Raw genomic sequence first — 26,819 nt, forward strand, 5'->3', positions numbered from 1 at the left:
CAAGGTAAAGATTCAGGACGATCATGATTTTTTTGCCACAGCGGTCGATGGCTGCTTTTGCCCCTGCAGAGGATGGTGGACAGGTTCCGGCTTCTGATGTCCCTTCAAATGGTGATGCACAGGAGGCGGTAGCGTCGGAAGTCTCCCAGCCTGCCACATCAGGTAGCGGGGAGAGCGGCGGTGATGTGCTGGAGCGCATCTGTGCCCGGACCCGCCTTGATGTCGAGCAGCGGATGCAGGTGATGCCGCTGAAGGAGATTGCTGCCAAGGCAAAGGAAGTCTCCATGCCGACCCGTGGGTTTGGTCAGGCCCTTCAGCATATTACGGCTGACAGGCGTGTGGGACTCATCGCAGAGGTGAAAAAAGCATCTCCATCGGCAGGAATCCTGCGGCCTGAGTATGATCCGGCGCAGATCGCCCGGTCCTATCAGAATGCTGGGGCAAGCTGTATTTCCGTTTTGACGGAAGGGTCCTGTTTCCACGGGAGTGCGGAAGACCTTCAGGCCGTCCGTGCTGCATGCAGCCTTCCGATCCTGCGGAAGGATTTCATCCTTGAGCCATGGCAGGTTCATGAGAGCCGCCTCATCGGGGCGGACTGCATCCTGCTTATCATGGCCGCCCTGAAGGAAGATGAGGCTGTTGAGCTGATCGCTCTGGCCCGTGGTCTGGACATGGATGTGCTGCTTGAGGTGCACAACGAAGAAGAGCTGAATCGGGCGCTTGCTTATGACAGTTTCCTGATCGGCATCAACAACAGGAACCTCAAGACATTGAAGACGGACATTCAGACGACGCTGGACCTTGCTCCGCAGGTTCCGCCGGATCGTCTTGTCGTGTCCGAGAGTGGCATTGCCACGCCGGATGATCTGGCCAAGGTTGGCGAGGCAGGGTGCAGTGCCGTTCTGGTCGGAGAATCACTGTTGCGTGAGGAAGATCCGGGGCTTGCAGCCCGCAGGCTGCTCGGTTTCTGAAAAGAGTACCGGTCCGGTATAAAAAATGGTTGGAGGGGGTCTCGGATAGCTAGCTTTTGGAAGGGACTGTTGTTACAAGTCCGCCCTATCTGAAATCGTCAACCGCGGGAGAGTGTCATGGGTTCTATGACGGACGCGCCGAACCGGCAGAATGGCCCGGCGCTATCACGGGAGGAAATGGAGCGTGCCTACAGGGAAATGCTCCTTGTGCGTCGCTTCGAGGAAAAGGCCGGCCAGCTGTATGGCATGGGGCTGATCGGTGGCTTCTGCCATCTTTATATCGGTCAGGAAGCTGTCGTGGCTGGTATCGGTCTCGCCATGAAGAAGGGCGACCGTTCCATCACCTCCTATCGTGATCACGGGCAGATGCTGGTGGCTGGCATGACGGCCCGTGGCGTCATGGCGGAGCTCACAGGCCGTTCAGGGGGGTATTCCCACGGCAAGGGTGGCTCCATGCACATGTTTTCAAAGGAACAGGAGTTCTACGGAGGGCATGGTATTGTCGGAGCGCAGGTGGCCATCGGGACCGGCCTTGCCCTGACGAGTGCCTACAAGAAGGATGGTGCCGTTTCCATCGTGTATTTCGGTGAGGGTGCGTCCAATCAGGGGCAGGTTTATGAGAGCTTCAATCTCGCCGCCCTGCACAAGCTTCCCTGCCTTTATGTGATCGAGAACAACCGTTACGGCATGGGGACTTCCATTGAGCGCTCCTCCGCCTCCAAGGACCTCTCGAAGAATGCCGCTCCGTGGGGAATTCCATCCCGTAAGGTGGATGGCATGGATGTGGCCGCCGTTTATCAGGCCGCCAGAGAAGCCATGGAGCATTGCCGCTCCGGCAAGGGGCCGTTCCTGCTGGAGATGGAAACTTACCGCTATCGTGGCCATTCCATGTCAGACCCGGCGAAGTACCGCCAGCGGTCCGAGGTGGACGAGATGCGCCGGACACGTGACCCGATCGAAACGCTGAAAGCAGAAATGATCAAGCACGGGATTGATGAAGCCTTCTTCAAGGCAGTGGAACAGGATGTGAAGGCCACTGTGAAGGATGCTGCCGAATTTGCAGAAACCAGCCCTGAGCCGGATGCATCCGAGCTCTGGACCGACGTTCTGGTGGGGGAATAACTCATGGCCTCTCCTATTCTCATGCCTGCTCTCTCCCCGACGATGGAGGAGGGAACACTGGCCCGCTGGGTCAAGAAAGAAGGTGATGTGGTCAAGCCCGGCGAAGTGATCGCCGAGATTGAGACCGACAAGGCCACCATGGAAATGGAAGCCGTCGAGGAAGGCGTTCTGGGGCGTATCCTCGTCACCGAGGGAACGGACCACGTGGCGGTGAACACGCCTATCGCCGTCCTGCTGGAGGAAGGTGAGGATGCTTCTGCAGCGGACGGGCTGGACCTCGGTCCCAAGGCTGGCTCTGCTTCCAAGGTGGAAAAGAACGTTCCTGCCCAGATGCCCGCACCACAGGCTCCGGCCAGCACCTCCACGACCGATCTGGTCGAGCCTGAATGGGGGGAGACGGCCGAGATCACCGTGCGTGAGGCTCTGCGTGATGCCATGGCTGCCGAGATGCGTCGTGATGAGGACGTGTTCCTGCTCGGTGAGGAAGTGGCCCAGTATCAGGGTGCCTACAAGGTCAGTCAGGGCCTTCTGGATGAATTCGGTGCGAAGCGTGTCATGGACATGCCCATCACGGAGCATGGCTTCACCGGCATGGCCGTTGGTGCCGCCCTGTCCGGTGTGAAGCCGATCGTCGAATTCATGACGATGAACTTCTCCCTTCAGGCTGTGGACCACATCATCAACTCTGCCGCCAAGACACGTTACATGTCCGGTGGTCAGATGTCCTGTCCGATCGTGTTCCGTGGTCCCAACGGAGCAGCGGCCCGTGTCGGGGCGCAGCATTCCCAGTGCTTTGGCAGCTGGTATGCCCACATTCCGGGCCTGAAGGTCGTGGCCCCGTGGTCTGCGGCAGATGCCAAGGGCCTGCTCCGTGCGGCCATCCGTGATCCGAACCCGGTCGTGGTTCTGGAAAACGAGATCATGTACGGCAAGAAGTTCCCATGCCCGGTGGATGAGGATTTCATCCTGCCGATCGGCAAGGCCAAGATCGAGCGTGAAGGCAAGGACGTGACGCTGGTCGCTTTCTCCATCATGGTTGGCGTGGCTCTGGAAGCTGCCGAGCTTCTGGCCGAGCAGGGCATCGAGGCCGAGGTGATCAACCTGCGGACCCTGCGTCCGCTCGATACGGAAACGATCATCAAGAGCGTGAAGAAGACGAGCCGCATCGTGTCGGTGGAAGAAGGCTGGCCGGTTGCGGGCATCGGGTCCGAAATCTGCACGGTTGCCGTCGAGCAGGCCTTCGACTGGCTGGATGCCCCTCCGGCCCGTGTCTGCGGGCTGGATATTCCTCTCCCTTATGCAGCAAATCTGGAGAAGCTGGCCCTGCCCAAGCCGGAATGGATTGTTGAGGCTGTGCGCAAGCAGTTTGGAGACTGAAACCGATGGCAATCAATATTTTAATGCCGGCCCTGTCTCCGACCATGACGGAAGGTACTGTCGCCCGCTGGCTTAAAAAAGAGGGTGACATGGTCCAGTCCGGCGATGTGATCGCCGAGATCGAGACCGACAAGGCGACCATGGAAGTGGAAGCGGCGGATGAGGGGATTCTTGGGAAGATCCTCATTCCGGAAGGGACCGAGCATGTGGCCGTGAAAACCCCGATCGCCATTCTGGTGGATGAGGGGGAAGATGTTCCGGAGGCTCCGGCTGCCGGGGCAAAGCCGGAACTGGAAAAGAAGGCCGGAGTAAAGGACGAGACTCCCGCCCCGATTGAGATTTCCTCTTTCGACCCGGACAAGAAGCCGGCTGCACCTGAAAAAGGCAAAGGGGAGCGTATCTTCATTTCTCCTCTGGCCCGTCGCATTGCCAAGGAGCATGGGGTTGATATTGCCAGTCTGGCAGGGACAGGCCCCAATGGCCGCATCCTGCGGCGTGACGTGGAGAAGGCGAAGGGGCAGAAGCCTGCTCCGGCTGCGTCGTCTGCGGCCGCTCCGGCAGCTGGTCATGTGGAGCATGTGAAGCATTCCGGGATGCGGAAGGTGATTGCCCGCCGCCTGACGGAATCCAAGACACAGGTGCCGCATTTCTATGTCTCTGTCGATATCGAGCTGGATGCCCTGCTGTCCCTGCGCAGCCGCCTGAACAAGGCTCTGGAGGCCGAGGGCTGCAAGATCTCTGTCAATGACATGATGATCAAGGCTGTGGCTCTTGCCCTGAAGAAGCTGCCGGGCCTGAACGTCCAGTTCACCGAGACCGAGATGCTGCATTTCGAGGATGTGGACATTTCCATGGCCGTCTCCGTGCCGGATGGGCTGGTGACGCCGGTCATCCGGCAGGCTGACCGCAAGAGCCTCAGGGAGATCAGTCAGGAGGCCCGCAGTCTTGCGACCCGTGCCCGTGACGGCAAGCTCTCGCCTGAGGACTATCAGGGTGGAACGTTCTCCATCTCCAACATGGGCATGTTTGGCGTGAAGGACTTCGCCGCCATCATCAATCCGCCGCAGGCTGCCATCCTTGCGGTTGCTTCGGGTGAGAAACGCCCCGTGGTGCGGGATGGTGAGCTGGCCGTGGCAACCGTCATGACGGCCACGCTCTCGGTGGATCATCGTGCCGTGGATGGTGCTCTTGGTGCGCAGTGGCTCAATACGCTGCGTGACCTCATTCAGAACCCTTATTCTCTGGTGCTTTGATCATGTCCGACCTTTTTGATCTTGTTGTGATCGGTGGTGGCCCGGGGGGCTATGTGGCCGCACTGCGGGCCAGCCAGCTTGGCATGAATGTGGCTCTGGTGGAGAGTACCCACATGGGTGGCGTGTGCCTCAACTGGGGCTGCATCCCCACCAAGGCCCTGCTGCGCTCCGCCGAGGTGTATCATACGCTCGGCCATCTCCAGGAGTACGGTCTTTCTGCCAACCAGCCGTCCTTTGACCTCGCAGCCATCGTGAAACGGTCCCGTGGCGTGGCGGAGCGGATGGGGAAGGGCGTGGCCCATCTTCTGAAGAAAGCCAAGGTCACGACCTTTGATGGCCGTGGCAGGCTGGCCGGTCGTGCTGGTGAGGCGCATAAGGTCTCCATCACGAAGGATGGCAAGGAAACGGCCCAGATCCGTGCGCCTCATGTCATTCTGGCCACCGGGGCACGGGGGCGTCAGCTTCCCGGGCTTGAGACGGACGGCAAGCTTGTCTGGGGTGCCCGTGAGGCCATGACGCCAGATACGCTGCCCAAGCGGCTTCTGGTCATCGGTTCTGGTGCCATTGGCATCGAGTTTGCCTCTTTCTATCGTGATCTTGGCTGTGAGGTCACGATTGCTGAAGTGGCTGACCGTATCCTCATGACCGAGGATGCCGAGATCAGCGCACAGGCGCACAAGGCGTTCGAGAAGCGTGGCATGACCATCCATACGGGTGCGAAGGTTGGTCCGCTGAAGAAGGGGGCCAATGAGGTCTCCACCACGATCGAGACGGCAAAAGGCAAGGTTGACCTGACGGTGGATCGTGTGATCTGCGCCGTGGGCATCGTCGGGAACGTGGAAGACCTCGGCCTCGAGGGAACGAAGGTCAAGGTGGACCGTTCGCACATCCAGACGGACGAGTTCTGCCGCACGGGTGAGCCGGGCATCTATGCCATCGGTGACGTGGCGGCTCCGCCGTGGCTGGCCCACAAGGCAAGCCATGAAGGTGTGATCTGCGTCGAGAAGATCAGCGGACGCTCTCCGGAGCCTCTCCATGCCCGCAACATTCCGGGCTGCATCTATGCCCGTCCGCAGGTGGCTTCCGTGGGGCTGAGCGAGGAGAAGGCCAAGGCAGAGGGTTACAAGGTCCGTGTCGGGCGGTTCCCCTTCCTGGCCAACGGCAAGGCCGTGGCCATGGGTGAGCCTGAAGGCATGACCAAGACGGTCTTTGACGCCGAGACGGGCGAGCTGCTCGGTGCCCATATGATCGGCTCCGAAGTTACGGAGATGATCCAGGGGTATGTCATTGCCCGTACGGGCGAGCTGACCGATGCCGAGCTTATGGAAACGGTCTTCCCGCATCCGACCATCTCGGAGACGATGCACGAAGCCGTTCTTGCCGCTTATGAGGGTGCTCTGCACATCTGATTCATGGTCCAGCGTATCGTCATCAATCATCAGCGGGAGCGTATGGCGGCCATACGGCATCCTGAGAAGGCTCACCGGCCGGACAACCCCATCCAGAAGAAACCTTCATGGATCAGGGTGAAGGCTCCAGGGAGCAATCCCGTCTATGATGAGACAAGAGAGCTGATGCGCACGCATGGCCTGGCGACCGTCTGCGAGGAAGCAGCCTGCCCGAATATCGGGGAGTGCTGGTCCCAGCGCCATGCGACCATGATGATCATGGGTGAGATATGCACGAGGGCCTGTGCCTTCTGCAATGTCACGACGGGCCTTCCCAACCGGCTGGACCCTGATGAACCTGCCCATGTGGCGGAGGCTGTGGCCAAGCTGGGGCTGAAGCATGTGGTCATCACATCGGTGGACCGTGATGACCTGCCTGATGGCGGGGCGCAGCATTTTGCCGATGTGATCGCCGCCATCAGGGCTGCGTCGCCCGGTACGACCATAGAAATCCTGACACCCGATTTCCTGCGGAAGCCGGGTGCGCTGGAGGTGGTTGTGGAAGCCCGGCCGGATGTGTTCAACCACAATATCGAGACGGTGCCCCGGCTCTATCCGGGGATACGCCCGGGGGCCCGTTATTATCAGTCAGTCCGTCTTCTGGATGAGGCCAAGAAGCTTGATCCGTCCATCTTCACGAAGTCCGGCATGATGCTGGGGTTGGGTGAAGAGAAGATGGAGGTGGCGCAGGTGATGGATGATTTCCGGATTGCCGATGTCGATTTTCTGACACTGGGTCAGTATCTCCAACCCACTGTCAAACATGCGGCAGTGAAAGCCTTCGTCACGCCTGATGAATTTGCTGATTACGGTGCCATGGCCCGGGCGAAGGGGTTCCTTCAGGTCAGCTCGTCTCCGCTGACCCGGTCCTCCTATCATGCGGACCGGGACTTTGCCGAGCTGCGTGAGGCCCGGGAACGTCGTTTGAAAAAGGGTCAGGGCTGATGCCGACACACGCTGAACAGAGAGTGATTCCCTATTCTGCTGAGCAGCTTTTTGATCTGGTAGCTGATGTTGGCAAGTATCCTGAGTTTCTGCCCTGGTGCGTGCGATCGGTCGTTCGGTCACGTACGGAAGACGAGCTGCTGGCCGACCTGACAATCGGCTTCGGACCGTTCAGGGAAAGCTATACGAGCCGTGTGCGGCTGGAGCGTCCCCATCGTATCGTCGTGGGGTATGAGCGTGGTCCTTTCAAACATCTCAAGAATGTCTGGACCTTCACACCGGAGGGGCAGGGCTGCCGTGTCGATTTCTTTGTGGATTTTGAGTTCCGGTCCCGCCTTCTGAGGAATGCCATCGGCATGGTCTTCAATGAGGGGGTCCGCTTGATGGTCAAGGCTTTTATTACCCGGGCTGGGGCAATCTATGGGCCTCCCGGAGGGAATGCAGGCTGACAGGACCAGCAGACGAAAGATCTGTTGCCCGGTCTGGATGGGGTGGACTTACAGACCTGTTTTTTATGTAATATTTCTTTTAGTGCTGTGTGGATTGTTTTGCAGAAGTATTCGTCCTACACTGCCCCCGTCGTCACATGGAAGGACGATTGAGGAGGATTTTATGAAGAAACTGTCTCTCTCTGCTGTCGCTCTGATCGGCCTGACAGCTGCTGCTGCTCCGGCTTTTGCTGCTGATGCCCATCATGCTCGCCATCACCATCATCATGGCAAGAAGTGCAACATGAAGCATGGCCAGAAGAAGGAAGACGGCAAGGCTCCGCAGGCTACTGAAGATCTGAACGCATCTTCCCTGCAGAAGTCCCAGCCTGCAGCTCCGGCTCCGGAAGCAGCTCCGGCCCAGCCTGCAGCTCCGGCTCCGGAAGCAGCTCCGGCCAACTGATCCAGGCCTGTTTCTGGCAGTGGAAAAGCGGTCCCGTCTGGGACCGCTTTTTTTATGATTCGTCCCTAAAAGATCAATGGGGCAGGAGAAGTGCGTAAAGGGACATGTCCGTGATGATGTGCTCGATATAGACTCGTGTTTCCTTATAGGGGATGAGGAGAATCCAGCGCAGCAGACTGTCTTCATCTTCACGTGTTGGAGACGTGGGGCTGCCTATTTCGTCCTGCCACTGCCTGGAGCGGCCAGGCCCGGCATTGTAGGCAGCCAGTGCGTAGGGCAAAACCTGACCGAACTGGGCCTGAAGGTCCTCCATGAAAAGGCTGCCGATCGTCGTGTTGATGTTGGGGTCCAGCAGGTCGGCAGGGGATGTCAGCTGATACGGTAGAGCATGGCGTTTTGCTGTCCGGATGGCTGTTGGCAGGAGAAGCTGCGTGAGGCCAAGTGCATGGCGGGGGCTGACAGCGTATTCATCCATGCTGCTTTCCTGGCGGATCAGGGCTGGCATGAGGCTCGGGGGCAGGGAAGTGGGGACCATGACACGGGGTGACGGATAGCCTCCCGGATAGAAGGCGATACCCTGCCGGGCCAGCTGTCGGGCCACGAGGATGGCAGGCTTGGGCAGGCCAAGTCTGGTTGAAAGGCGTGCTATGGCTGGCTGCCCCGCCCGGTCATCCTGTGTCCTGCCCTGAAGATAGGTCAGGAACAGGGTAGCATTCTGGTTGTCACCAGCCTGTTGCAGCCGTGTTGCGGCTGCCATCAGATCAGGTCGTGGCGACTTTCCTGCTGGTGGCATGGGGGGCAGAGCAGCCAGTTGCTGTTTCAGCAGTGCGAGGAAACGCATGTCCCGGTTGGTGGCCGAGAGAAATGCTGTGTGCGTCAATCGTGCCAGAGCCATTTGGCCGTAAAAGGTGGTCGGCAGGGTTGCTGCTTTCCTGAAGAGTGGTCCGGCCTGGTCCGGGTGCTGGCTTTCCAGACTTCGGGCCTGCCAGTAGAGCCCTGCGGCCCGGTGGTTCAGGTCTGTTTCTGCTGCCAGAGCCTTGAAATGTGGTGCAGCCCGGTTGGGGTCATGCAGCAGCATGAGGGCGATATATCCGGCCATCATGTGGCTGTCTTCGGTCTGGCTGGAGGCAGGTATGGTGTCCAGCAGGGCAAAACCCGTCAGTGCGGCATCATGTCTGCCGGAGCGTAACAGGGCCCGGACAAAATTTGTACGCTCGTCCTGCCATTGTGTGACCGTCGGCGGGGAGAGGGCACCGACGGACGTTGTGGGAAGCGGTTGCTGCCAGAGCTGGATGGCTTCATCCAGCCGGTCGTGAAGGCGCAGATATTTCAGTCGATAATAAACCAGCATGGCATCGCTGGAGGCATCCGTATTCTGGAAGGCAGCATCGGCGTCAGCCGTGGCAAAACGGTTGGCCAGCCGTGCTGTGAGGACAGGACGCAGAGCAGGAGGTGTTCGTTGAAGCTGCTCCCTGGCAAGGGTGACCGGGCCGTTGCGTTCCAGCCGCTCGTAGCGTTTCAGTTCATCATCGGCTGTCAGATGGGCTGAAAAACGGGTAAGGAAAAGCCCCTGTTCTGCCGGACCCATGTCTGTTTCCCGCCAGAGCCGACGTGCCTGGGTTGGGAGGTCCGGCAGAAAGGAGGCACAGGCGGCGAGAAGATCACTGCGCATGATGGGGAAGGCAGGACACAGGGCCTGACGTGCCTGCGCCGACGTTTCCATCAGCATGGCCCGTTCATACCGGCTTTCGATGCGTTTCTGCAACGGCCAGGCGGGTTGCTGGCGGAGAAAAGCCGCATAACGCTGGGCTGGGTAGGCCGTGCCTCCCGGGGCCGTCAGCGCTTTCCATTCATCCAGCCGGGATGGGGACGATGCGGATGGAACAGAAGGGGAAAGGCCGAGCTCTGCTTCCAGTGATCTGGAAGTGTCGCCCCATGCTGTCACGGCCGGAGCAGAACAGGCGAGGGCCAGAACGCATCGGAGGATTGTCCGCCCCGGTCTGCCTGGCGGTTTAATGGACGTTCGGAAAGCGGATATCATGATAGCCTTGGTAAAGAAGGTGCAGGCTGAGGCCGAGCATGATCAGGACGCCAACCCAGCCCAGCCAGCGCATCCGCAACAGGAGGGTGGGCGTATGGATGACGCCGGCCGTGATGATCACGAGGGAAATGACGAGCCCGACAATGAGGATGATGTGGTGATGGATGGACACACAGGCGATGGCGAGAATATTGTCTAATCCGAGGGCGAGGTCCGCAATGATGATCTTGGGAATGGCCTCGGCCAGGCTGGTTGAGTGGCTGCTTGTCTCTTCCGGGACGGGGGACGTGAGGGCACGGTACAGTGTCCAGCTTGTCCAGAACAGCAGAACGCTGGCTACAAGTTTCGTGTAGGAAAAAATGAGGAGATCACTGAGGATCAGGGTCAGCCCGATCCTGAGAAATGCAGCCAGAGCCGTGCCGAAGATCAGAGCCTGCCGCCTGTAGCGCCGTATTTCTGCCTGTGTCTCGGAGGACTGGAAATTTTCATCGGTTCCGGTTGGTCTGATGCTGTCTATGATCCTCTTGAGGATGATCACGTTATAGCCGCTGAGGGCCAGATTCAGGAGGATGGTCAGACAGACCATCACGATGAAATGGAAAAGAGACATGATCACACGATCGTATTTGCAGTGTCCGGCCTGCCTTTGTCGGCCCTCCATTATAGCCAGAAATGTTTTCTGATGCAGTAAAATGATTTCTCCGGAGAAGATTGATAAAGACGGTTCTGCTTCCCTTCCTGTAAAAGCCGGTCTCTTTTCGCTGTCGGCTCTGGCAAGAGGGTACTGTTTGGGGTAAGCAGGGCTGGATTGCTTTTTCTGCAGGAGTTACGTCATGGTTCCCCGCTATTCGCGTCCTCGGATGACGGCCATCTGGTCACCGGTCAACCGTTACCGCATCTGGTTCGAGATTGAGGCTCTGGCCTGTGAGGCGCTTGCCAAGAGAGGGGAGATTCCGGAAGAAGCTGCCAGGATCATCCGCACGAAGGGTGATGAGGCCATGGCGGCATTCTCCGATGCTGATGTGGCCCGGATTGATGAGATTGAAGCCGAAACCCGCCATGACGTCATTGCCTTCCTGACATGGCTGGCAGAAAAGGTCGGACCGGAGAGCCGTTTTGTCCACATGGGCATGACATCCTCTGATGTCCTGGATACCTGTTTGGCCGTACAGCTGACGCAGGCGGCCGATATTCTCCTGGAGGACATGGACATCCTTCTGGCTGCACTGAAAAAGCGTGCCCATGAGCACAAACATACCGTCACCATCGGGCGCAGTCACGGCATCCATGCTGAACCGATGAGCTTCGGTCAGAAGCTGGCCGGGCATTATGCCGAGTTTGCCCGCAACCGTCGCCGTCTTGAGGTGGCCCGTGAGGAAATCGCCGTCTGTGCCATTTCCGGTGCGGTGGGTACCTATGCCCATATCTCTCCCGAGGTGGAAGAATATGTGGCCAATCACCTGGGGCTGAAGGCGGAGGCTGTCTCCACGCAGGTGATCCCCCGTGACCGTCATGCGGCTTTTTTCTGCGCTCTGGGCGTGATCGCCAGCGGGATCGAGCGTCTGGCAACGGAAGTACGGCATCTCCAGCGCTCTGAGGTGCGTGAGGCAGAAGAATTCTTCCATGCCGGGCAGAAGGGCAGCTCGGCCATGCCCCACAAGCGGAACCCGGTTCTGTCCGAAAACCTGACGGGCCTGGCCCGCCTCATCCGCTCTTATGTCACTCCGGCGCTGGAGAATGTGGCCCTGTGGCACGAGCGTGACATCAGCCATTCCTCTGTGGAGCGGAACATCTGCCCGGATGGGACGGTCACGCTGGACTTCGCCCTGGCCCGCCTGACCGGGATGATGGAGAAACTGGTGGTCTATCCAGACCAGATGCTTGCCAATGTGGAAAGCCTTGGTGGCGTGGTCCATTCTGGCGAGGTGCTGCTGGTTCTGGCCCGTGCTGGCATTTCCCGGGAGGATGCCTACCGGATCGTCCAGCGTGCCGCCATGGCAACATGGACGAAGCTCGGTACGCCAGAAGGCCGGACATTCCGTGAAAATCTGGAGGCTGATCCCGAGGTGGCCGGACGGGTCGAGAAGGCCGTGCTTGATGATGCTCTGGATCCCGCACGGCATCTCCGTGCAGTGGACCAGATATTTGCCCGCGTTTTTGGCTGAACAGCAGGGCCGGAGCTGCCGGCCTGATCTCAGGCTCGTCTAAGGGCGTCCAGCTGTGCTAGGCTGCCCGGACGACCTGTAGGTGCATCGATTAAGGATTGAATGACATGGCTCGCCGTCGTCAGATTTATGAGGGAAAAGCCAAGATCATTTTTGAAGGGCCGGAGCCGGGAACGGTCGTCCAGTACTTCAAGGATGATGCAACGGCAGGCAATGGGGCCAAGAGTGGCGTCATTACGGGCAAGGGTGTTCTCAACAACCGGATCAGCGAATATCTGATGCAGCGTCTGGGGGAGCTGGGCATTCCCACCCACTTTATCCGCAGCCTGAACATGCGCGAACAGCTGGTGCGGGAGGTGGAGATCATTCCGCTGGAGGTCGTGGTCCGCAATGTTGTGGCGGGGTCCCTTTCCAAGCGTTTTGCCCTGCCTGAAGGTGAGCGTCTGTCCCGGACCCTTGTGGAATATTATTACAAGAATGATGCGCTGAATGACCCGCTGGTTTCCGAAGAGCATATTGCCACATTCGGCTGGGCGCATCCGCAGGAGCTTGAGGAAATCCAGAGCCTCGCCCTGCGGGTGAACGACTTCCTGTGCGGCCTGTTTACGGGTGTCGGGATCACGTTGATTGATTTCAAGCTGGAGTTCGGTCGTCTCTGGCAGGGGGACGAGATGAGGATAGTCCTGGCTGACGAGATTTCACCAGACAATTGTCGTCTGTGGGACAGCCGGACACAGGAGAAGATGGACAAGGACAGGTTCCGTCGGGACATGGGTGGCGTCGGTGAGGCCTATCAGGAAGTGGCACGTCGTCTGGGTATCCTTCCGGAACATGGCCAGGCTGAAAGCGTAGCTGCGGAGAGTGTGTGATGAAGGTTAGGGTGTTTGTTTCTCTGAAGGACGGTGTGCTGGATCCGCAGGGCAAGGCAGTGGAGCATGCGTTGCATTCTCTCGGGTTCGAGGAGGCATCTGATGTGCGGATCAGCCGTGTGGTGGATCTGTGCGTGAAGACTGACAGTGCAGAGGCGGCCAAGGAGAAGGGAGCTGAAATGGCTCGTGCTCTTCTGGCCAATGAGGTGATTGAGGATTTTCGGGTAGAGGTGGTTGGATGAAAAAGTCTGTTCGGCAGACAGGGCTTGCCCTGTTTTTCAGCATGGCATGCGTGTTCTTGGGGACTGCGGCTCACGCTCAGCGTATTTCATCTCTTTCAGGCGCTGAGCTGGAAAAGTTCTGCCAGAAAGAGTCCAAGCGGGCTGCCTGCGGGTCCTATCTGGCCGGTGTGGTCGATGGTGCTGCCTGGTCGCAGAGTTTTGGGGCTCTGGTCGGGGCGCGCCCTGCGACGGCTTTCTGTCTGCCTGCGGGGATCAAGGGTATTCAGGTCCGGTCGCTTGTTGTCGGTTGGTTGGCTGGTCATGATGGCGTGGCCGCCCAGCCTGCCGGACGGGCCGTCTATCAGGCCCTTCATGCCAACTATGCCTGCCCTACGGGCATGGCCGGCATGTATGTTGAACAGAGGGCTGAAGCGCAGAATATTTCTTCTCTGCCGGGACGTGGCCTCGTCTCCATGTGCACGCATGAGAGTGGCCTGCTCGCCTGTGACGGCTATCTGGCCGGAACGATGGACAGTGAGGTCTGGGCCCGCAATTATTCCACGGTCGAGGGAGTCCATACACCGGTGGCTTTCTGTGTCCCGAAGGAAATCCGGGGAGCCCAGCTCCGGGCTTTGGTTGTCGGGTGGTATGCTGGTCATGAAGATGCCATGAACGAACCCGCCGGGCGTGGCATCTACCGGGCCCTGCATGACAACTATCCGTGCTCTTCCACGATACGGCCCATCGCCTCGGCACCAGCGGCTCAGTAGAGGACAGTAGACAGTCAATGAAAACAGGTATCGTCGTTTTTCCGGGCACCAATCGGGAGCGCGACATGGCTCAGGCCTTCCGGGTGGTATCCGGCCGGACACCTCAGATGCTCTGGCATCAGCAGGACAGTGTCGAAGGGTTTGACCTGATCGTCCTCCCCGGTGGGTTCAGCTTTGGGGACTATCTCCGCAGCGGTGCCATGGGGGCTCATTCACCGATCATGAAAGCCGTGCGCCAGTTCGCCGAGAAGGGTGGTTATGTCCTTGGTGTCTGCAATGGTTTCCAGATTCTGACGGAAGCCCAGATGTTGCCGGGGGCGCTCCTGCGTAATGCGGGGATGCGCTTCCTCTCGCAGGACTGTCACCTGAAGGTTGAAGGCCGTGACAGCATCTTCACGTCTGGCTGGAAGCATGGTGATGTTTTCCGTGCACCCATGGCCCATGGGGACGGCAACTACACGGCTGCGCCAGACGTGTTGGACCGTCTGGAGGGAGAAGGCCGTGTCGCTTTCCGTTACTGCACCGCAGAGGGGCAGGTGAAGGACGGGGACGAGCACGTAAACATGAATGGCAGTGCCCGGTCCATTGCCGGTGTGCTGAGTGAGAACCGCCGTGTCTGTGGTCTCATGCCGCACCCTGAAAATCTGACAGAGGAGATCCTTGGCGGCACGGACGGCTTGCCGCTCTTTAACGGGATCATGGAGGCACTGGGCTGATGACAGCAGCACCTGTTGATATCGAGCTTGCACGTTCTTTCGGCCTGAAAGATGACGAATATGAGACGGTGCTGAACATCATGGGACGGACGCCGAGCCTGACAGAGCTTGGCATTTTCTCCGTCATGTGGTCGGAGCACTGTTCCTACAAGTCATCCCGTCTTCATCTCAAGACATTGCCCACCAAGGCTCCATGGGTCATCCACGGTCCGGGTGAGAATGCCGGTGTGATTGATATTGGAGAAGGCTTGGCCGCCGTCTTCAAGATGGAAAGTCACAATCATCCGTCATTCATTGAACCCTATCAGGGAGCCGCAACGGGTGTTGGTGGTATCCTGCGTGATGTGTTCACCATGGGTGCCCGCCCCATAGCCAACCTGAATGCCCTGCGCTTTGGTGATGCCTCCCACAAGGATACCAAGCGTGTGGTGGATGGTGTCGTGCGCGGTATTGGTGGCTATGGCAACTGCATGGGGGTACCGACCGTTGGCGGTGAGGTGAACTTCCATTCTTCCTATAACTGCAATCCGCTGGTCAATGCGATGACGGTCGGGATTGCCCGGCAGGACCGTATCTTCCTCTCAGCTGCGGCAGGTGTAGGTAATCCGGTTGTTTATGTCGGCTCCAAGACGGGGCGTGACGGGATTCATGGTGCCACCATGTCTTCAGCGGAGTTTGATTCCGAATCAAGCTCCAAACGCCCGACCGTGCAGGTGGGGGACCCCTTCACCGAGAAACTTCTGCTGGAGGCGTGTCTGGAGCTGATGGCCACCGATGCGGTGATTTCCATTCAGGACATGGGGGCAGCGGGCCTGACTTCATCTGCCGTGGAAATGGCCAGCAAGGGTGGTGTCGGGATTGATCTGGAGCTGGATCATGTTCCGCAGCGTGAGCCCAACATGCATGCCTATGAGATGATGCTTTCCGAGAGTCAGGAACGCATGCTCATGGTGCTGCGTCCTGACAGAACGGAAGAAGCTCGCCGGATTTTCGAGAAGTGGGAACTGGATTTTGCCATTGTCGGAAAGCTGACTGACAGTGGACGCATCATCGTGCGGCATAATGGAAAGGTTGAAGCGGATATTCCTCTCGGTCCGCTGGCCGATGAGGCTCCGATCTATGACCGGCCTACGGTGGCGTATGAACGGCAGCCTGCTCTGGTGGCGCCTGCTGATCCATGTGGAATAGAGGCAGGCCTCTGCCGCCTTCTGGCGGGTGCCAATGGGGCCTCCCGTGCATGGATATGGAACCAGTATGACAGCGGCGTGGGCGGGCAGACTGTCCAGCGTCCCGGTGGGGCTGATGCGGCCATCGTCCGGGTGGAAGGGACTGACCGTGCTCTCGCCATGACGACCGACTGCACACCACGGTACGGTCAGGCTGATCCGTATGTTGGGGGAGCTCAGGCCGTGCTGGAAGTGTGGCGGAACCTGACAGCCACAGGTGCCACACCATTGGCCATGACGGACAATCTCAATTTTGCCAGCCCGGAAAATCCACGTATCATGGCGCAGTTCGTCGAGGCTGTGAAAGGGATTGGCGATGCGGGGCGTGCTCTGGACTTCCCGGTCGTCAGCGGCAATGTCTCCCTGTATAATGAGACCCGTGGTGATGATGGTTCGGTGACGGCCATTCAGCCAGCTCCTGTGATTGGTGGTGTCGGTGTTCTGGATGATGTCCGGAAGGCCGTTGGTCTGGCCATGCCGCAGGACGGTGAGCTTCTTCTGGTTGGTGAGACCAGGGGGGAGCTGGGTCAGTCCATCTGGCTGAAGGAAATCCTGGGTCGTGAGGAAGGAGCCCCGCCGGCTGTTGATTTTACGGCAGAGCGGCGCAATGGCGACTTCGTGCGTGAGCAGATCCAGAAAGGTCTTGTCGAAGCCTGTCATGATGTGTCAGACGGCGGCCTGATCGTTGCTTTGGCTGAGATGGCCATGGCAGGTGACAGGGGATGCATCCTTGAAAAAGGACCGGCCGGACTGGCAGAGCATGTCTACTGGTTTGCTGAGGATCAGGCCCGGTATGTACTGGCCACGAAGCAGGCTGATGCAGTGCTGGAGGCTGCACAGGCGGCTGGTGTACCGGTATCCCGCTTGGGCCGTATCGGCGGTGATGTGTTGAAGCTTGATGGCGTCATGGCGGTATCGGTTGAACATCTCCGTAAGCAGCATGCCTCTTTCTTCCCCCGTTTCATGGGGCAGAAAGAGGAGGATGCTCCGGTCGTGCATCTGGATGAAATATCCTGAGGAAACGAAGAGTAAGGAGGCTTCGACCATGATGACAGCAGAAGAGATAGAGAAGACCCTCCGGGCAGCTTTTCCTGATGCCGAGATTGTGGTTGAAGACCTCGCAGGTGATGGCGACCATTTTGCCTGTGAGGTCGTCAGCGAGGCATTTCGTGGTGTGCCACGGGTAAAGCAGCACAAGCTGGTTTATGAAGCTTTCGGGGACCGTGTCGGAACAGAGCTTCATGCTCTGGCCGTCAAGACACGTATTCCTGGTTGATCGAGAGGACATGATCAAATGAATGAGGCTGTTTTTCAGACCATCCAGTCCCTGGTGGACAAGAATCCCGTCATGCTCTTCATGAAGGGCGACAAGCAGTTTCCGCAATGTGGGTTCTCTGCTCGTGTTGTGCAGATTCTTACCCATGTGGGTGTGGATTTTGAAACGGAGAATGTGCTGGAAAGCCCGGAGATGCGTCAGGGTATCAAGGATTTTTCCCAGTGGCCGACAATTCCACAGCTTTATGTGAAGGGTGAGTTTATTGGCGGGTGTGACATCGTGACGGACATGTACCAGAGCGGTGAGCTGGAGAGCCTTCTGGCAGAGAAGGGCCTGCTGAAAAACGGGGACTGATTTCAGAGCAGGATGGTCCTCATTAAATAAAGGTCAGCGTAGGCTTCCAACGTTGCTTTCTTCATCCTGTTGTGATTAGAGTTGCCCATTATTTGTAGAATGAGGTCCATCCCTGTTGTAGCGGCTTGGGGTAAAGGTGGAGGGTTGATGACATGGTGAAATCCCTTAAGGGAGGGGTTCTTTTTGGGCTTCTGGGGTTTGTGGGGCTGGCGTCTGCTCCTTCTGCCCATGCAGATCGTATCCTGACAGAGCATGAGGCGAGCAAGCTGACATTCAGTGCGCTCATCGCCCCGCCATCGGCCTTTCATCATGTGACGGTTGCCCGTCGGGCAGCGTTCCATACACGTGGCGCTGTGCCGACCCGTCTGGCCGCTTCACATTATCATCGGGCTGTTGCTGTCCGGACCGTGGCTTTCCATGGCCATGTTGTCAGCAGGCATCAGCGGAATACGCATCATCGCCGCGGGTGAGCCTGTCTCCCTGTGAGCATGAAAATGGGAAACCCCGCAGGCTGAATTGGCCTTTGTGGGGTTTCTTTTTGTTCGGATGAAGTGGTCAGTATAGACGGAGGGCATCCTCTATCTGTTCAATGCGTCCCGTCTTATCGATGACCAGCACATCCAGCCGGGTATTGGGGCGCTGCCAGTCTGGTCTTGTCTCGAGAATGAAGGCAAAAGCCCGGAGCAGGCGTTGGCTCTGTTGGGGCGAAAGAGCGTACCGGGCTTCGCTCAGGGTTGTGCGTTGCTTGACCTCAATGGCAAGAAGCCACTCATCATTGGCGACAAGGAGGTCGATTTCTCCGCAGGGAGTTCGTAGCCTTCTTGCCAAGGGGGTATACCCTTGTCTGGCCAGAAATTCTGCAGCAGCATCTTCAGCCTGTTTACCTGCCTGATAGGCCAAGCTACCCCGCTTCCTGCGGTGAGGAGGCGGGGTGAGAGAAGATGGTTTAGCGGGCACGCAGCAGACGGGCTGCTTCGACAGCAAAATAGGTGAGGATGCCGTGGCAGCCGGCACGACGGAAGGCCATGAGACTTTCCAGAATGGTCTTCTCACGGTCCAGCCAGCCATTCTCAATGGCGGCCATGATCATGGAATATTCACCGGAGACCTGGTAGGCGAATGTCGGTGCGGCAAAACTGTCACGCACCCGGCGGATGATGTCCAGATAAGGCATCCCTGGTTTGACCATGATCATGTCGGCCCCTTCTGCAAGGTCCATGGCAACTTCGCGCAGGGCTTCATCACTATTGGCGGGGTCCATCTGGTAGCTTTTCTTGTCTCCGCCGAGCAGGGCATCGGAGCCCAGAGCGTTGCGGAACGGACCGTAGAATGCAGATGCATACTTGGCTGCATAGGCCATGATGCGGGTTGTCTGGTACCCATTTTCATCCAGCGTGGAGCGGATGGCCCGGACGCGCCCATCCATCATGTCGGAGGGAGCAATGATGTCGATGCCGGCCTCTGCCTGGTTGAGGGCCTGTTTGCGAAGAACCTCGACGGACTCATCATTCAGAATCTGTCCATCCCGTACTAGGCCATCATGCCCGTGGGAGGTGTAGGGGTCCAGAGCCACATCCCCGACGAGAGCAAGCCCGGGATAGGCGGCTTTCAGTATCCGGGCAGCCCGGCACATCAGGTTGCTGGGGTTCAGGGCTTCCGTTCCCATCTCGTCACGTTTTTCCATGGGCGTGACGGGGAAGAGAGCGACAGCTGGTATGCCCAGCTCGACAGCGGGGCGGACATGCTCCGCTAGCAGATCGAGACTCACACGTTCCACGCCCGGCATGGCCTGTACTTTCTGACGCTGTTTTTCGCCCTCACAGACAAAAATTGGCCAGATCAGATTATCGACATGCAGGTGTGTTTCGCTGACAAGGCGGCGTGTGGCGTCATCGTGACGATTGCGACGCAGGCGGGTGTGGGGAAAAGAATGTATCATCATGCAGGCATGATGCCTGTTGAAATCCCGTATGACCAGACCCCTTAAAAAAAGCCACCCTCGCAGGAGGGTGGCTTCATGGAGGAGATGGTGGCTTTCAGTGGTGTGTATGTTTGAGGCGGCTGCGGTGCAGACCATAAACGGCGTAGATTCCAAGGCCGACCAAGAGCCAGAGGGCCAGCCTGATCCATGTCATGATGTCCATGGAAAGCATGACGGTTCCGCAGGACAGGATACCGAGGATGGGGACGAGGAATGGCCCCCCCGGTGTCTTGAAGCGACGCACTGCATTCGGTTGACGGAGGCGCAGGACCATTACACCGAAACAGACAATGATGAAGGCGAGCAGTGTCCCGATGGAGGTCATCTTGCCAAGGATGTCGATGGGCAGGCAGGCTGCCAGAATGCTCGCCACCACGGCTGTGATGATATGTGAGGACCACGGTGTCCGGCTGCGTCTGTTCAGGGTTTCGAAGAGGGAGGGCAGCAGGCCGTCTCTGGCCATGGAGAGACAGATGCGGCTTTGGCCCATGAGCAGCCCATAGATGACGGAGATATACCCCAAGGCTATGCCGAAGGTTATCAGGGCAGAGAACCAGGGGATATGCAGGCTGTGCAGGACCGTGGCGACCGGGTTGGGGTCATGCAGCATGGCCCGGTAATTGACGACACCGACAATCACGAAGGAAAAAATGGCGTAGATGACGGCGGCCAGCACCAGGCTGCCCAATACGCTCAGGGGGATGTTGCGCTGGGGGTTGTGGCTGTCCTGCGCCGCTGTGGAGACAATATCAAAACCGATATAGGCGAAGAAAATGAGCCCCGCAGCCCGCATCACGCCACTTGCGCCGAACTGTCCGAACTGCCCTGTATTGGCCGGAATGAAAGGGTGCAGGTTGGCAGCGCTGATGTGTGGCAGGCAGATGACCGTCACGCTTCCGATAATCAGCAGCTTGAGAGCCACGATGGCCATGTTGATCTTGCTGGAGCCCCTGGTGCCACACATCAGCAGGCAGGTGACGGCGCAGATGATGAAGACGGCAGGAGCATTGAACCAGGCGCGGACGAACTGCCCGTCTGACGTCATGATGGAGGCACCGGTAGGGGCCAGCAGGCGGGGATCCAGCGAAATGCCGATTTCATGCATCAGGCTGGCAAAATAGCCTGACCAGCTGGCTGCTACCGTGGAAGCGTTTACCGTATATTCCAGGATAAGATCCCAGCCGATGATCCAGGCGATACCTTCCCCCATGGAGGTATAGGCGTAGGTGTAGGCGGACCCGGCCTCGGGAATCATTCCGGCTAGTTCGGCATAGCAGAGACCGGCAAAAGCGCAGGCAATGGCGGCGATCATGAAGGAAAGCGTCACGGCAGGGCCGGCATACTGCCCTGCGGCTACGCCCGTCATGGAGAACAGGCCAGCACCGACAGTGACACCAACACCCAGGGCAATCAGCTGCCACGGCCCCAGTACACGATGTAGCCCTGTTTCGGGGGCTGCCGCCTGGGATATTGGTTTGGTACGCCAGAAAGGCCGTCTCATGTACTTTGCTCCACGATGTTTCGGTGTCGTCCAGAACAGGAGGACGGCCGTTCAGCCGTTCGTCCTGAGATGACTGTGCCGTATGCTATAAGCGAAATAGATGACAGCACCAATGACCAACCAGATAATTAGACGCATCCATGTGATCAGGCTCATGGAGAGCATGACACTGCCGCAGGAGATGATGCCCAGGCAGGGGATCAGAAGCGGCCCTCCGGGCAGGCGAAAGGTGCGGGGCGCATCGGGAGATGTGAAACGCAGGGCGATGACACCTGCGCAGACAATCACGAAGGCTGTCAGGGTTCCGATGGATGCCATGTTGGCCAGCACATTGATGGGCAGGCAGCAGGCCAGTACGCCACTGACAAGGAAGCTGAGCATGTGGCTGGGCACCGGCGTATGGCTTTTCGGGTGCATCCGGCGGAAGAAGGTGGGCAGCAGGCCATCCTGGGACATGCTCATCAGGATGCGGCTCTGGCCCATCAGCAGGCCATAGACGACAGACACATAGCCCAGACAGATGCCGCCTTTGATGAGCAGGCTGAGCCACGGGATGTTGACGACATCCATGACGGTAGCCACGGGGCTGGGGTCATGGGCGAAGTGGTGGTAGTCCACCACGCCAACCAGCACGGCCGATACGATGACATAGACGGTTGCACAGATGATCTGGCTGCCCAGGATGGCGAAGGGCATGGAACGCTGGGGGTTCTTTGTGTCCTGCGCCGCCGTGGAGACGATGTCGAACCCGATATAGGCGAGAAAGGCCATCCCGGCTGCCCGCATGACACCACTGAAGCCAAAATCCCCATAATGTCCTCCGTTGGGGGGGATGAAGGGATGAAAATGGGCCAGTTGGACATAGGGGATGCAGGCAACGGTCAGGCCGACCAGCACGCAGATTTTGATGCCCACGATGAGCGCATTCATCCAGGAGGATTCTTTCATGCCCCGTGTCAGCATGATGGTGACCAGCCAGAGGATGAACAGGCAGGGAGCATTGAACCACGCATGGGCCTTGTGGCCGTCGGGCAGTTCAACCAGCGTCATGGGCGGGTTCAGGAGCCGTGGATCGATGACAATGCCCCAATCCCGGAGGAAGGAGGTCATGTAGCCGGACCAGCTGGAGGCGACGGCCGCCGTGCTGACGGTATATTCAAGGATCAGGTCCCACCCGATGACCCAGGCAACGAATTCACCGAGGGCGGCATAGGCGTAGGAGTAGGCCGATCCGCCAGAGGGGATCATGCCTGCCAGTTCGGCATAGCAGAGACCGGCAAAGCTGGCGGCAACCGCAGCGATGAGGAAGGCGAGCGGAATGGCCGGGCCGGCATAAAGTCCTGCTGCCACACCTGTGAGGGAAAAAAGACCGGCCCCTATGGTTACACCCACTCCAATGGCGATGAGCTGCCACGTCCCGAAGATGCGCTTCAGTCCGGTGGATGGAGGAGTGGAAGAGGTGATGGCCTTTTTGCGCCACAGGGATGACATCATGGGGAAGAAGATCTCATGTCCGGTCGTTTCTGGTCTGCCCCGGATGCGGTATCCTTTGCGGGGAACCGCATCCAGGGTGATCTCTCTTCTATGGAAGAATATTATAAATTTCCACCCTGTTTTGTAGAATTATTGCGTAGTCTACTTTTCCTGATGCCATAAGCGAAATAGACGCAGAAGCCGACTGCCAGCCAGAGGATCAGACGCATCCATGTGAGCGGGCTCATGGATCCCATGACGATCCCGCAGGAAATGATCCCCAGCAGAGGCACGGCGAACGGCCCGCCCGGCACCTGGAAGCTGCGTGGTGCCTCCGGTGCCCGGAAGCGCAGGGCCGTCACGCCGGCACAGACGATGACGAAGGCGAGCAGGGTGCCGATGGAGGTCATCTCCCCCAACGTGGCGATGGGGACGCAGCCCGTCAGCACGGCGGCCGTTGCCGCAGTGATGATATGGGCCGTCCAGGGCGTGCTGGTGCCTTTGTGCAGTCTGGCAAGGAAGGGGGGCAGAAGGCCGTCATCGGCCATGTTCATGGCAATCCGGCTCTGCCCGATGAGCAGGCCGAACAGCACGGAGATGAAACCGAAGGTGATGCCGATTTTCACCAGCACGGCCATCCATGGCATATGAATCTTGTCCATGGCCGTGGCAACGGGGCTGGGGTCATGGGCGAGGGCACGATAGTCCACCACACCAAGAAGGATGGTGGAGAAAACGACATAGATGACAGCACAGGTCAGCAGGCTCCCCAGAATGCCGATCGGCATGTTGCGCTGGGGGTTCTTCGTGTCCTGTGCGGCGGTGGACACAATGTCGATGCCCACATAGGCAAAAAAGGCCATGCCAGCAGCCCGCATGATGCCGCTGATCCCGAATTCTCCGAATTTCCCCGTATTGGCCGGGATGAAGGGGTGGAAATTGCTGGTATCGACAAAAGGCGTGCAGACGATGATCAGGCCGACGATGACGAGAATCTTTACCAGCACGACCAGCGAGTTGAGACGGACGGAGAAGTTTGTGCCCCGCATCAGCATCAGGGTGATGATGAAGAGAAGCAACATTCCCGGTGCGTTGCACCACGCATGGGCGGTGTGACCATCCGGCATGACGACATCCGTCATTGGTGGCGCAAGCAGTCTCGGGTCAATGATGATGTTCCATCCCTTCAGCAGGGAGGCGATGTAGCCCGAAGCACTGGAGGCGACGGCCGCCGCCCCGACCGTATATTCCAGAATCAGGTCCCAGCCGATGATCCAGGCGACAATTTCACCCAGTCCGGCGTAGGCGTAGGCATAGGCGGACCCGCCGGAGGGCAGCATCCCGGCCAGCTCGGCATAGCAGAGCCCAGCGAAGCTGGCGGCGATGGCGGCGATGAGGAAAGAGATGATGACTGCCGGGCCGGCATTCTGTCCGGCAGCAACGCCTGTAAGGGAAAAGAGACCCGTGCCAACGGTGACGCCAACACCCATGGCGATGAGACGCCAGGGGCCGAACACCCTTTTCAGTCCACTGTTCTGACTTTCTGGAGGGGGGACTTGTTTGGTCTGCCAGAAGGGCAAGGTCATTGGTGGGTCTCTCGCATTTTTTAAACGTAATTAACCTGCGACGATAGACGCGCTTAGCTCTCGCGCCTATAGAAAGAAAAGAGTTTTTTTGCGGGAGATGGATGACAATGTCCAAAAGCACCAATCAGGCCGGTCTGCATTCTTTCTTTCATGCCCCCCTCAAGGAGAGGGATCATGAAGTCAGTGCGATCCTGAATGCCGAGCTTGAACGCCAGCAGGATGGCATCGAGCTGATCGCTTCTGAGAACATGGCGTCTTTCGCCGTAATGGAGGCTCAGGGGTCCGTCCTGACCAACAAATATGCCGAGGGTCTGCCGGGTCGCCGCTATTATGGTGGCTGCGTTGATGTGGACAAGGTCGAGAATCTTGCCATCGACCGTCTGAAGAAACTTTTCGGTGCTGAATTCGTCAATGTCCAGCCCCATTCCGGTGCCAATGCCAATCAGGCGGCCTTCATGGCACTGGCAAAGCCGGGTGACACCATCCTCGGCATGAGCCTTGCCGCCGGTGGCCACCTGACCCACGGTGCAGCCCCGAACTATTCCGGCAAATGGTTCAAGGCTGTGCAGTACGGTGTGCGTGGCGAGGACGGCCTGCTCGATTACGAGGAGATGGAGCGTCTGGCCCGTGAGCACAAACCCCGCATCATCGTGGCGGGCAGCTCGGCCTATCCCCGCGTGATCGACTTCCCCCGTTTCCGCAAGATTGCTGATGAGGTCGGTGCCTATCTGATGGTGGACATGGCCCATTTCGCCGGGCTTGTGGCGGCTGGCCTCTATCCCAGCCCGGTTCCTCACGCTGATATCACGACTTCCACGACACATAAGACGCTGCGTGGCCCCCGTGGCGGCATCATCATGACCAACGATGCGGAGATCGCCAAGAAGATCAACTCTGCGGTGTTCCCTGGTCTCCAGGGTGGCCCATTGATGCACGTCATCGCCGGTAAGGCTGTAGCTTTCGGTGAGGCCCTGCAGGGTGAGTTCAAGGAATATCAGCAGCGTGTGCAGGCAAATGCCCGTGCGCTGGCTGACGAGCTGCTGAAATGTGGGTTCGATATCGTGACGGGTGGTACGGATACTCATCTTGTGCTGGTGGACCTGCGCCCCAAGAAGGTGACCGGCAAGAAGGCCGAGGCCCTTATGGAACGTGCTGGCATCACCGCCAACAAGAATGCCGTGCCGTTCGATCCTGAAAAGCCGTTCGTCACCTCTGGCGTGCGTTTGGGCAGCCCGGCCGCCACGGCCCGTGGTTTCGGTGAGGCAGAGTTCCGTCAGGTGGCTCGCATGATTGATGCCGTGCTGAGCGCTGATGAGAATGATGACGCTACCTTCGAGCGTATCCGCAAGGATGTGAAGGAGCTGTGTGCTCGCTTCCCGATCTATGATCGTGCGTCTGCCTGATCATGTTCAGTTCTGCCGGGGGAGGGCGTGCCAGTCAGCCCCCGGCAGGAAGGCCGTTCTATAGCGTTTCCGTCGTGATGATGCGGATGCGGTACTGGATGTGCTTCTCAATATCCCGCAGGCGGGTCCGTTCTTCCAGCGTGGCGAACGTGACGGCCCGCCCCTGCTTTCCCGCACGGGCTGTCCGGCCGATGCGGTGAATGTAGAGTTCTGGCGTCTGGGGCAGGTCCATGTTCACGACGAGCTGGATGTCGTCAATATCAAGTCCGCGGGCGGCAATGTCCGTTGTCACGAGGATGGACCCGGTCTGATTCTGGTAGCGGTCCAGAGTCTTTTTCCGGTCTCCCTGCGTCTGCCCGCCATGCAGGGCAATGGCCCTGTATCCGGTTTTTCTCAGGAGTTTTGCGACGGAATCGGCTTTCTGCTTCGTCTTCGTGAAGATGATGCTTCGACCCGTTCCGTCTTTGGCTTGTGCTCCTGACCGTTCCAGAAGTGTCAGGAGCAGGGTGTCTTTCTGCGCCTCGGTGATGAACAGGGCCTGCTGGCGGATGCGCCGTGGCGTGACCTCTTCCTCGCCGGGTTCCACCCGCACGGGGTCTTTCGTAACCTGTTTTGCCAGTGCCATGACAGGTTCCGGCAGCGTGGCGGAACAGAAGATGGTCTGGGGCCGGTCGGCGATATAGGGCACGAGAGCCGTCATGCTGGCGGAGAATTCTTCATCCAGAAGACGGTCAGCCTCATCCAGCACCAGATAGATGATGTGTTCCAGCGACAGTTCGCCTTTCTCCACGAAGTCCAGAAGGCGGCCATGTGTGGCGACGATGATGTCGGCTCCCTGTTCCAGTGAGCGTGCCTGCTGGTCACGGGGCACGCCGCCACAGATGACCCGCGTGCGGAGGGGAAGTTGACGGCCCAGCTGACGGCAGACCCCGGCTGTCTGCATGGCGAGGTCACGGGTTGGCTCTAGGATCAGGACCCGTGGAATGGACCCGGCAGTTCCGTCCTGTTTGAGGCTGGCCAGTTTCTGGAGGGCGGGCAGGACGAAAGCTGCCGTCTTGCCCGTGCCGGTCTGGCCGGGCAGGAGAACGTCACGCCCCGCCAGAAGGGGGGGGATGCCCTGCTGCTGTATGGGGGTTGGTCTGGCCATGCCTGCTTTCCGGGCGGCCTGTGCCAGCTCGTCTGAAAGGCCGAGGTCTGTAAAATCTGTTTGTGTCATGAATGCTGTTCTTG

Annotated in this window: 26 protein-coding genes; 18 read left to right on the forward strand and 8 right to left on the reverse strand. The window is 58.8% G+C overall.

Translation table 11 applies throughout. The features are described from left to right. Positions 1-23: 23 nt before the first annotated feature. The 8 genes from trpC to GM608_RS03770 all read left to right on the forward strand — a co-directional run bounded on the left by trpC (position 24) and on the right by GM608_RS03770 (position 8,007). The gene (gene trpC / locus GM608_RS03735; protein ID WP_081563098.1) at positions 24-971 is read left to right on the forward strand and encodes an indole-3-glycerol phosphate synthase TrpC; all 948 of its coding nucleotides are present in this window, start codon (positions 24-26) and stop codon (positions 969-971) included. 117 nt (positions 972-1,088) lie between these two features. Next, positions 1,089-2,093: a pyruvate dehydrogenase (acetyl-transferring) E1 component subunit alpha gene (pdhA, locus tag GM608_RS03740; protein WP_043560353.1), complete on the forward strand. Its 1,005-nt coding sequence runs from the start codon at positions 1,089-1,091 to the stop codon at positions 2,091-2,093. Between the two features lie 3 nt (positions 2,094-2,096). Further along, the gene (locus GM608_RS03745) at positions 2,097-3,470 is read left to right on the forward strand and encodes a pyruvate dehydrogenase complex E1 component subunit beta (RefSeq protein WP_249085476.1); all 1,374 of its coding nucleotides are present in this window, start codon (positions 2,097-2,099) and stop codon (positions 3,468-3,470) included. Positions 3,471-3,475: 5 nt separating this feature from the next. Continuing rightward, a complete protein-coding gene (locus GM608_RS03750; RefSeq protein ID WP_333645038.1) occupies positions 3,476-4,723 on the forward strand; it encodes a pyruvate dehydrogenase complex dihydrolipoamide acetyltransferase in 1,248 nt (415 codons plus the stop codon). A gap of 2 nt (positions 4,724-4,725) precedes the next feature. After that, complete coding sequence (gene lpdA, locus GM608_RS03755) at positions 4,726-6,132, forward strand: dihydrolipoyl dehydrogenase (RefSeq protein WP_081563099.1); 1,407 nt, start codon at positions 4,726-4,728, stop codon at positions 6,130-6,132. Positions 6,133-6,135: 3 nt separating this feature from the next. Further along, positions 6,136-7,116 (forward strand): lipoyl synthase, encoded by a 981-nt coding sequence (gene lipA, locus GM608_RS03760; protein WP_043560338.1) that lies wholly within the window; start codon positions 6,136-6,138, stop codon positions 7,114-7,116. Then, positions 7,116-7,565, forward strand: coding sequence for a type II toxin-antitoxin system RatA family toxin (locus GM608_RS03765; protein ID WP_043560335.1), 450 nt, complete (start codon positions 7,116-7,118; stop codon positions 7,563-7,565). Before lipA ends, GM608_RS03765 begins: the two co-directional genes overlap by 1 nt. Positions 7,566-7,728: 163 nt before the next feature. Continuing rightward, complete coding sequence (locus GM608_RS03770) at positions 7,729-8,007, forward strand: hypothetical protein (RefSeq protein ID WP_043560331.1); 279 nt, start codon at positions 7,729-7,731, stop codon at positions 8,005-8,007. Between the two features lie 73 nt (positions 8,008-8,080). On the opposite strand, the gene GM608_RS03775 is transcribed toward GM608_RS03770, so the two are convergent. Together GM608_RS03775 and GM608_RS03780 are read right to left on the reverse strand one after the other, a co-directional pair. Next, entirely contained in the window at positions 8,081-10,048 is a 1,968-nt protein-coding gene (locus GM608_RS03775; protein ID WP_333645039.1) for a lytic transglycosylase domain-containing protein, read from the reverse strand. After that, complete coding sequence (locus tag GM608_RS03780; RefSeq protein WP_166651618.1) at positions 10,020-10,658, reverse strand: TerC family protein; 639 nt, start codon at positions 10,656-10,658, stop codon at positions 10,020-10,022. The genes GM608_RS03775 and GM608_RS03780 overlap by 29 nt, the downstream gene beginning before the upstream one ends. A gap of 223 nt (positions 10,659-10,881) precedes the next feature. On the opposite strand from GM608_RS03780, the gene purB reads away from it, so the two are divergent. The 9 genes from purB (at position 10,882) to GM608_RS03825 (ending at position 18,115) form a co-directional block, all read left to right on the forward strand. Next, positions 10,882-12,213, forward strand: a complete 1,332-nt coding sequence (gene purB, locus GM608_RS03785; protein ID WP_333645040.1) for an adenylosuccinate lyase — start codon at positions 10,882-10,884, stop codon at positions 12,211-12,213. A gap of 107 nt (positions 12,214-12,320) precedes the next feature. Continuing rightward, positions 12,321-13,082, forward strand: a complete 762-nt coding sequence (gene purC, locus GM608_RS03790) for a phosphoribosylaminoimidazolesuccinocarboxamide synthase (protein WP_043560324.1) — start codon at positions 12,321-12,323, stop codon at positions 13,080-13,082. After that, complete coding sequence (gene purS / locus GM608_RS03795) at positions 13,082-13,324, forward strand: phosphoribosylformylglycinamidine synthase subunit PurS (protein WP_103765495.1); 243 nt, start codon at positions 13,082-13,084, stop codon at positions 13,322-13,324. The genes purC and purS overlap by 1 nt, the downstream gene beginning before the upstream one ends. Continuing rightward, positions 13,321-14,073 (forward strand): Rap1a/Tai family immunity protein, encoded by a 753-nt coding sequence (locus GM608_RS03800; protein ID WP_052349075.1) that lies wholly within the window; start codon positions 13,321-13,323, stop codon positions 14,071-14,073. The genes purS and GM608_RS03800 overlap by 4 nt, the downstream gene beginning before the upstream one ends. A 17-nt stretch (positions 14,074-14,090) precedes the next feature. Then, a complete protein-coding gene (purQ, locus tag GM608_RS03805) occupies positions 14,091-14,789 on the forward strand; it encodes a phosphoribosylformylglycinamidine synthase subunit PurQ (RefSeq protein WP_043560318.1) in 699 nt (232 codons plus the stop codon). After that, positions 14,789-17,032 carry a phosphoribosylformylglycinamidine synthase subunit PurL gene (gene purL / locus GM608_RS03810; RefSeq protein WP_052349074.1) on the forward strand — a complete coding sequence of 748 codons (2,244 nt, stop codon included), beginning with the start codon at positions 14,789-14,791 and terminating at the stop codon, positions 17,030-17,032. Before purQ ends, purL begins: the two co-directional genes overlap by 1 nt. A 31-nt stretch (positions 17,033-17,063) precedes the next feature. Then, positions 17,064-17,291 (forward strand): BolA/IbaG family iron-sulfur metabolism protein, encoded by a 228-nt coding sequence (locus GM608_RS03815; RefSeq protein ID WP_081563465.1) that lies wholly within the window; start codon positions 17,064-17,066, stop codon positions 17,289-17,291. A gap of 18 nt (positions 17,292-17,309) precedes the next feature. Further along, positions 17,310-17,645: a Grx4 family monothiol glutaredoxin gene (grxD, locus tag GM608_RS03820; RefSeq protein ID WP_043560315.1), complete on the forward strand. Its 336-nt coding sequence runs from the start codon at positions 17,310-17,312 to the stop codon at positions 17,643-17,645. 152 nt (positions 17,646-17,797) lie between these two features. Next, positions 17,798-18,115: a hypothetical protein gene (locus tag GM608_RS03825; RefSeq protein ID WP_103765496.1), complete on the forward strand. Its 318-nt coding sequence runs from the start codon at positions 17,798-17,800 to the stop codon at positions 18,113-18,115. A gap of 85 nt (positions 18,116-18,200) precedes the next feature. Here the strand turns inward: GM608_RS03825 and GM608_RS03830 are convergent, their stop codons facing one another. The 5 genes from GM608_RS03830 to GM608_RS03850 all read right to left on the reverse strand — a co-directional run bounded on the left by GM608_RS03830 (position 18,201) and on the right by GM608_RS03850 (position 24,186). Further along, positions 18,201-18,698, reverse strand: coding sequence for a YraN family protein (locus tag GM608_RS03830; protein WP_257788388.1), 498 nt, complete (start codon positions 18,696-18,698; stop codon positions 18,201-18,203). Further along, positions 18,592-19,587, reverse strand: coding sequence for a porphobilinogen synthase (hemB, locus tag GM608_RS03835; protein WP_043560310.1), 996 nt, complete (start codon positions 19,585-19,587; stop codon positions 18,592-18,594). Before hemB ends, GM608_RS03830 begins: the two co-directional genes overlap by 107 nt. 94 nt (positions 19,588-19,681) lie before the next feature. Then, complete coding sequence (locus GM608_RS03840; RefSeq protein ID WP_081563106.1) at positions 19,682-21,127, reverse strand: amino acid permease; 1,446 nt, start codon at positions 21,125-21,127, stop codon at positions 19,682-19,684. Positions 21,128-21,178: 51 nt separating this feature from the next. Beyond that, positions 21,179-22,621: an APC family permease gene (locus GM608_RS03845; RefSeq protein ID WP_043560304.1), complete on the reverse strand. Its 1,443-nt coding sequence runs from the start codon at positions 22,619-22,621 to the stop codon at positions 21,179-21,181. Between the two features lie 101 nt (positions 22,622-22,722). Continuing rightward, on the reverse strand, positions 22,723-24,186 hold the full coding sequence (locus GM608_RS03850; protein WP_086431021.1) for an APC family permease: 1,464 nt from the start codon (positions 24,184-24,186) through the stop codon (positions 22,723-22,725). A 107-nt stretch (positions 24,187-24,293) separates the two neighbouring features. Here GM608_RS03850 and glyA point away from each other — a divergent pair, with 107 nt between their 5' ends. Next, entirely contained in the window at positions 24,294-25,589 is a 1,296-nt protein-coding gene (glyA, locus tag GM608_RS03855; RefSeq protein WP_081563108.1) for a serine hydroxymethyltransferase, read from the forward strand. Between the two features lie 58 nt (positions 25,590-25,647). Here glyA and GM608_RS03860 read toward each other — a convergent pair whose 3' ends face one another. Further along, positions 25,648-26,805, reverse strand: coding sequence for a DEAD/DEAH box helicase (locus tag GM608_RS03860; protein WP_333645043.1), 1,158 nt, complete (start codon positions 26,803-26,805; stop codon positions 25,648-25,650). Positions 26,806-26,819 lie beyond the last annotated feature (14 nt).

It is taken from the genome of Bombella sp. ESL0380 (assembly GCF_009725805.1).
Classification (GTDB): Bacteria; Pseudomonadota; Alphaproteobacteria; order Acetobacterales; family Acetobacteraceae; genus Bombella; species Bombella apis.

Coding starts and splice junctions, on each gene's coding strand:
- GM608_RS03860 (WP_333645043.1), bottom strand. CDS start 26,805: ATGACACAAACAGATTTTACAGACCTCGGCCTTTCAGACGAGCTGGCA.
- lipA (WP_043560338.1), top strand. CDS start 6,136: ATGGTCCAGCGTATCGTCATCAATCATCAGCGGGAGCGTATGGCGGCC.
- GM608_RS03815 (WP_081563465.1), top strand. CDS start 17,064: ATGACAGCAGAAGAGATAGAGAAGACCCTCCGGGCAGCTTTTCCTGAT.
- GM608_RS03775 (WP_333645039.1), bottom strand. CDS start 10,048: ATGATATCCGCTTTCCGAACGTCCATTAAACCGCCAGGCAGACCGGGG.
- grxD (WP_043560315.1), top strand. CDS start 17,310: ATGAATGAGGCTGTTTTTCAGACCATCCAGTCCCTGGTGGACAAGAAT.
- GM608_RS03850 (WP_086431021.1), bottom strand. CDS start 24,186: ATGACCTTGCCCTTCTGGCAGACCAAACAAGTCCCCCCTCCAGAAAGT.
- GM608_RS03780 (WP_166651618.1), bottom strand. CDS start 10,658: ATGTCTCTTTTCCATTTCATCGTGATGGTCTGTCTGACCATCCTCCTG.
- purQ (WP_043560318.1), top strand. CDS start 14,091: ATGAAAACAGGTATCGTCGTTTTTCCGGGCACCAATCGGGAGCGCGAC.
- GM608_RS03845 (WP_043560304.1), bottom strand. CDS start 22,621: ATGATGTCATCCCTGTGGCGCAAAAAGGCCATCACCTCTTCCACTCCT.
- GM608_RS03840 (WP_081563106.1), bottom strand. CDS start 21,127: ATGAGACGGCCTTTCTGGCGTACCAAACCAATATCCCAGGCGGCAGCC.
- hemB (WP_043560310.1), bottom strand. CDS start 19,587: ATGATGATACATTCTTTTCCCCACACCCGCCTGCGTCGCAATCGTCAC.
- GM608_RS03800 (WP_052349075.1), top strand. CDS start 13,321: ATGAAAAAGTCTGTTCGGCAGACAGGGCTTGCCCTGTTTTTCAGCATG.
- purS (WP_103765495.1), top strand. CDS start 13,082: ATGAAGGTTAGGGTGTTTGTTTCTCTGAAGGACGGTGTGCTGGATCCG.
- pdhA (WP_043560353.1), top strand. CDS start 1,089: ATGGGTTCTATGACGGACGCGCCGAACCGGCAGAATGGCCCGGCGCTA.
- trpC (WP_081563098.1), top strand. CDS start 24: ATGATTTTTTTGCCACAGCGGTCGATGGCTGCTTTTGCCCCTGCAGAG.
- purB (WP_333645040.1), top strand. CDS start 10,882: ATGGTTCCCCGCTATTCGCGTCCTCGGATGACGGCCATCTGGTCACCG.
- purC (WP_043560324.1), top strand. CDS start 12,321: ATGGCTCGCCGTCGTCAGATTTATGAGGGAAAAGCCAAGATCATTTTT.
- GM608_RS03770 (WP_043560331.1), top strand. CDS start 7,729: ATGAAGAAACTGTCTCTCTCTGCTGTCGCTCTGATCGGCCTGACAGCT.
- glyA (WP_081563108.1), top strand. CDS start 24,294: ATGTCCAAAAGCACCAATCAGGCCGGTCTGCATTCTTTCTTTCATGCC.
- lpdA (WP_081563099.1), top strand. CDS start 4,726: ATGTCCGACCTTTTTGATCTTGTTGTGATCGGTGGTGGCCCGGGGGGC.
- GM608_RS03825 (WP_103765496.1), top strand. CDS start 17,798: ATGGTGAAATCCCTTAAGGGAGGGGTTCTTTTTGGGCTTCTGGGGTTT.
- GM608_RS03745 (WP_249085476.1), top strand. CDS start 2,097: ATGGCCTCTCCTATTCTCATGCCTGCTCTCTCCCCGACGATGGAGGAG.
- purL (WP_052349074.1), top strand. CDS start 14,789: ATGACAGCAGCACCTGTTGATATCGAGCTTGCACGTTCTTTCGGCCTG.
- GM608_RS03750 (WP_333645038.1), top strand. CDS start 3,476: ATGGCAATCAATATTTTAATGCCGGCCCTGTCTCCGACCATGACGGAA.
- GM608_RS03765 (WP_043560335.1), top strand. CDS start 7,116: ATGCCGACACACGCTGAACAGAGAGTGATTCCCTATTCTGCTGAGCAG.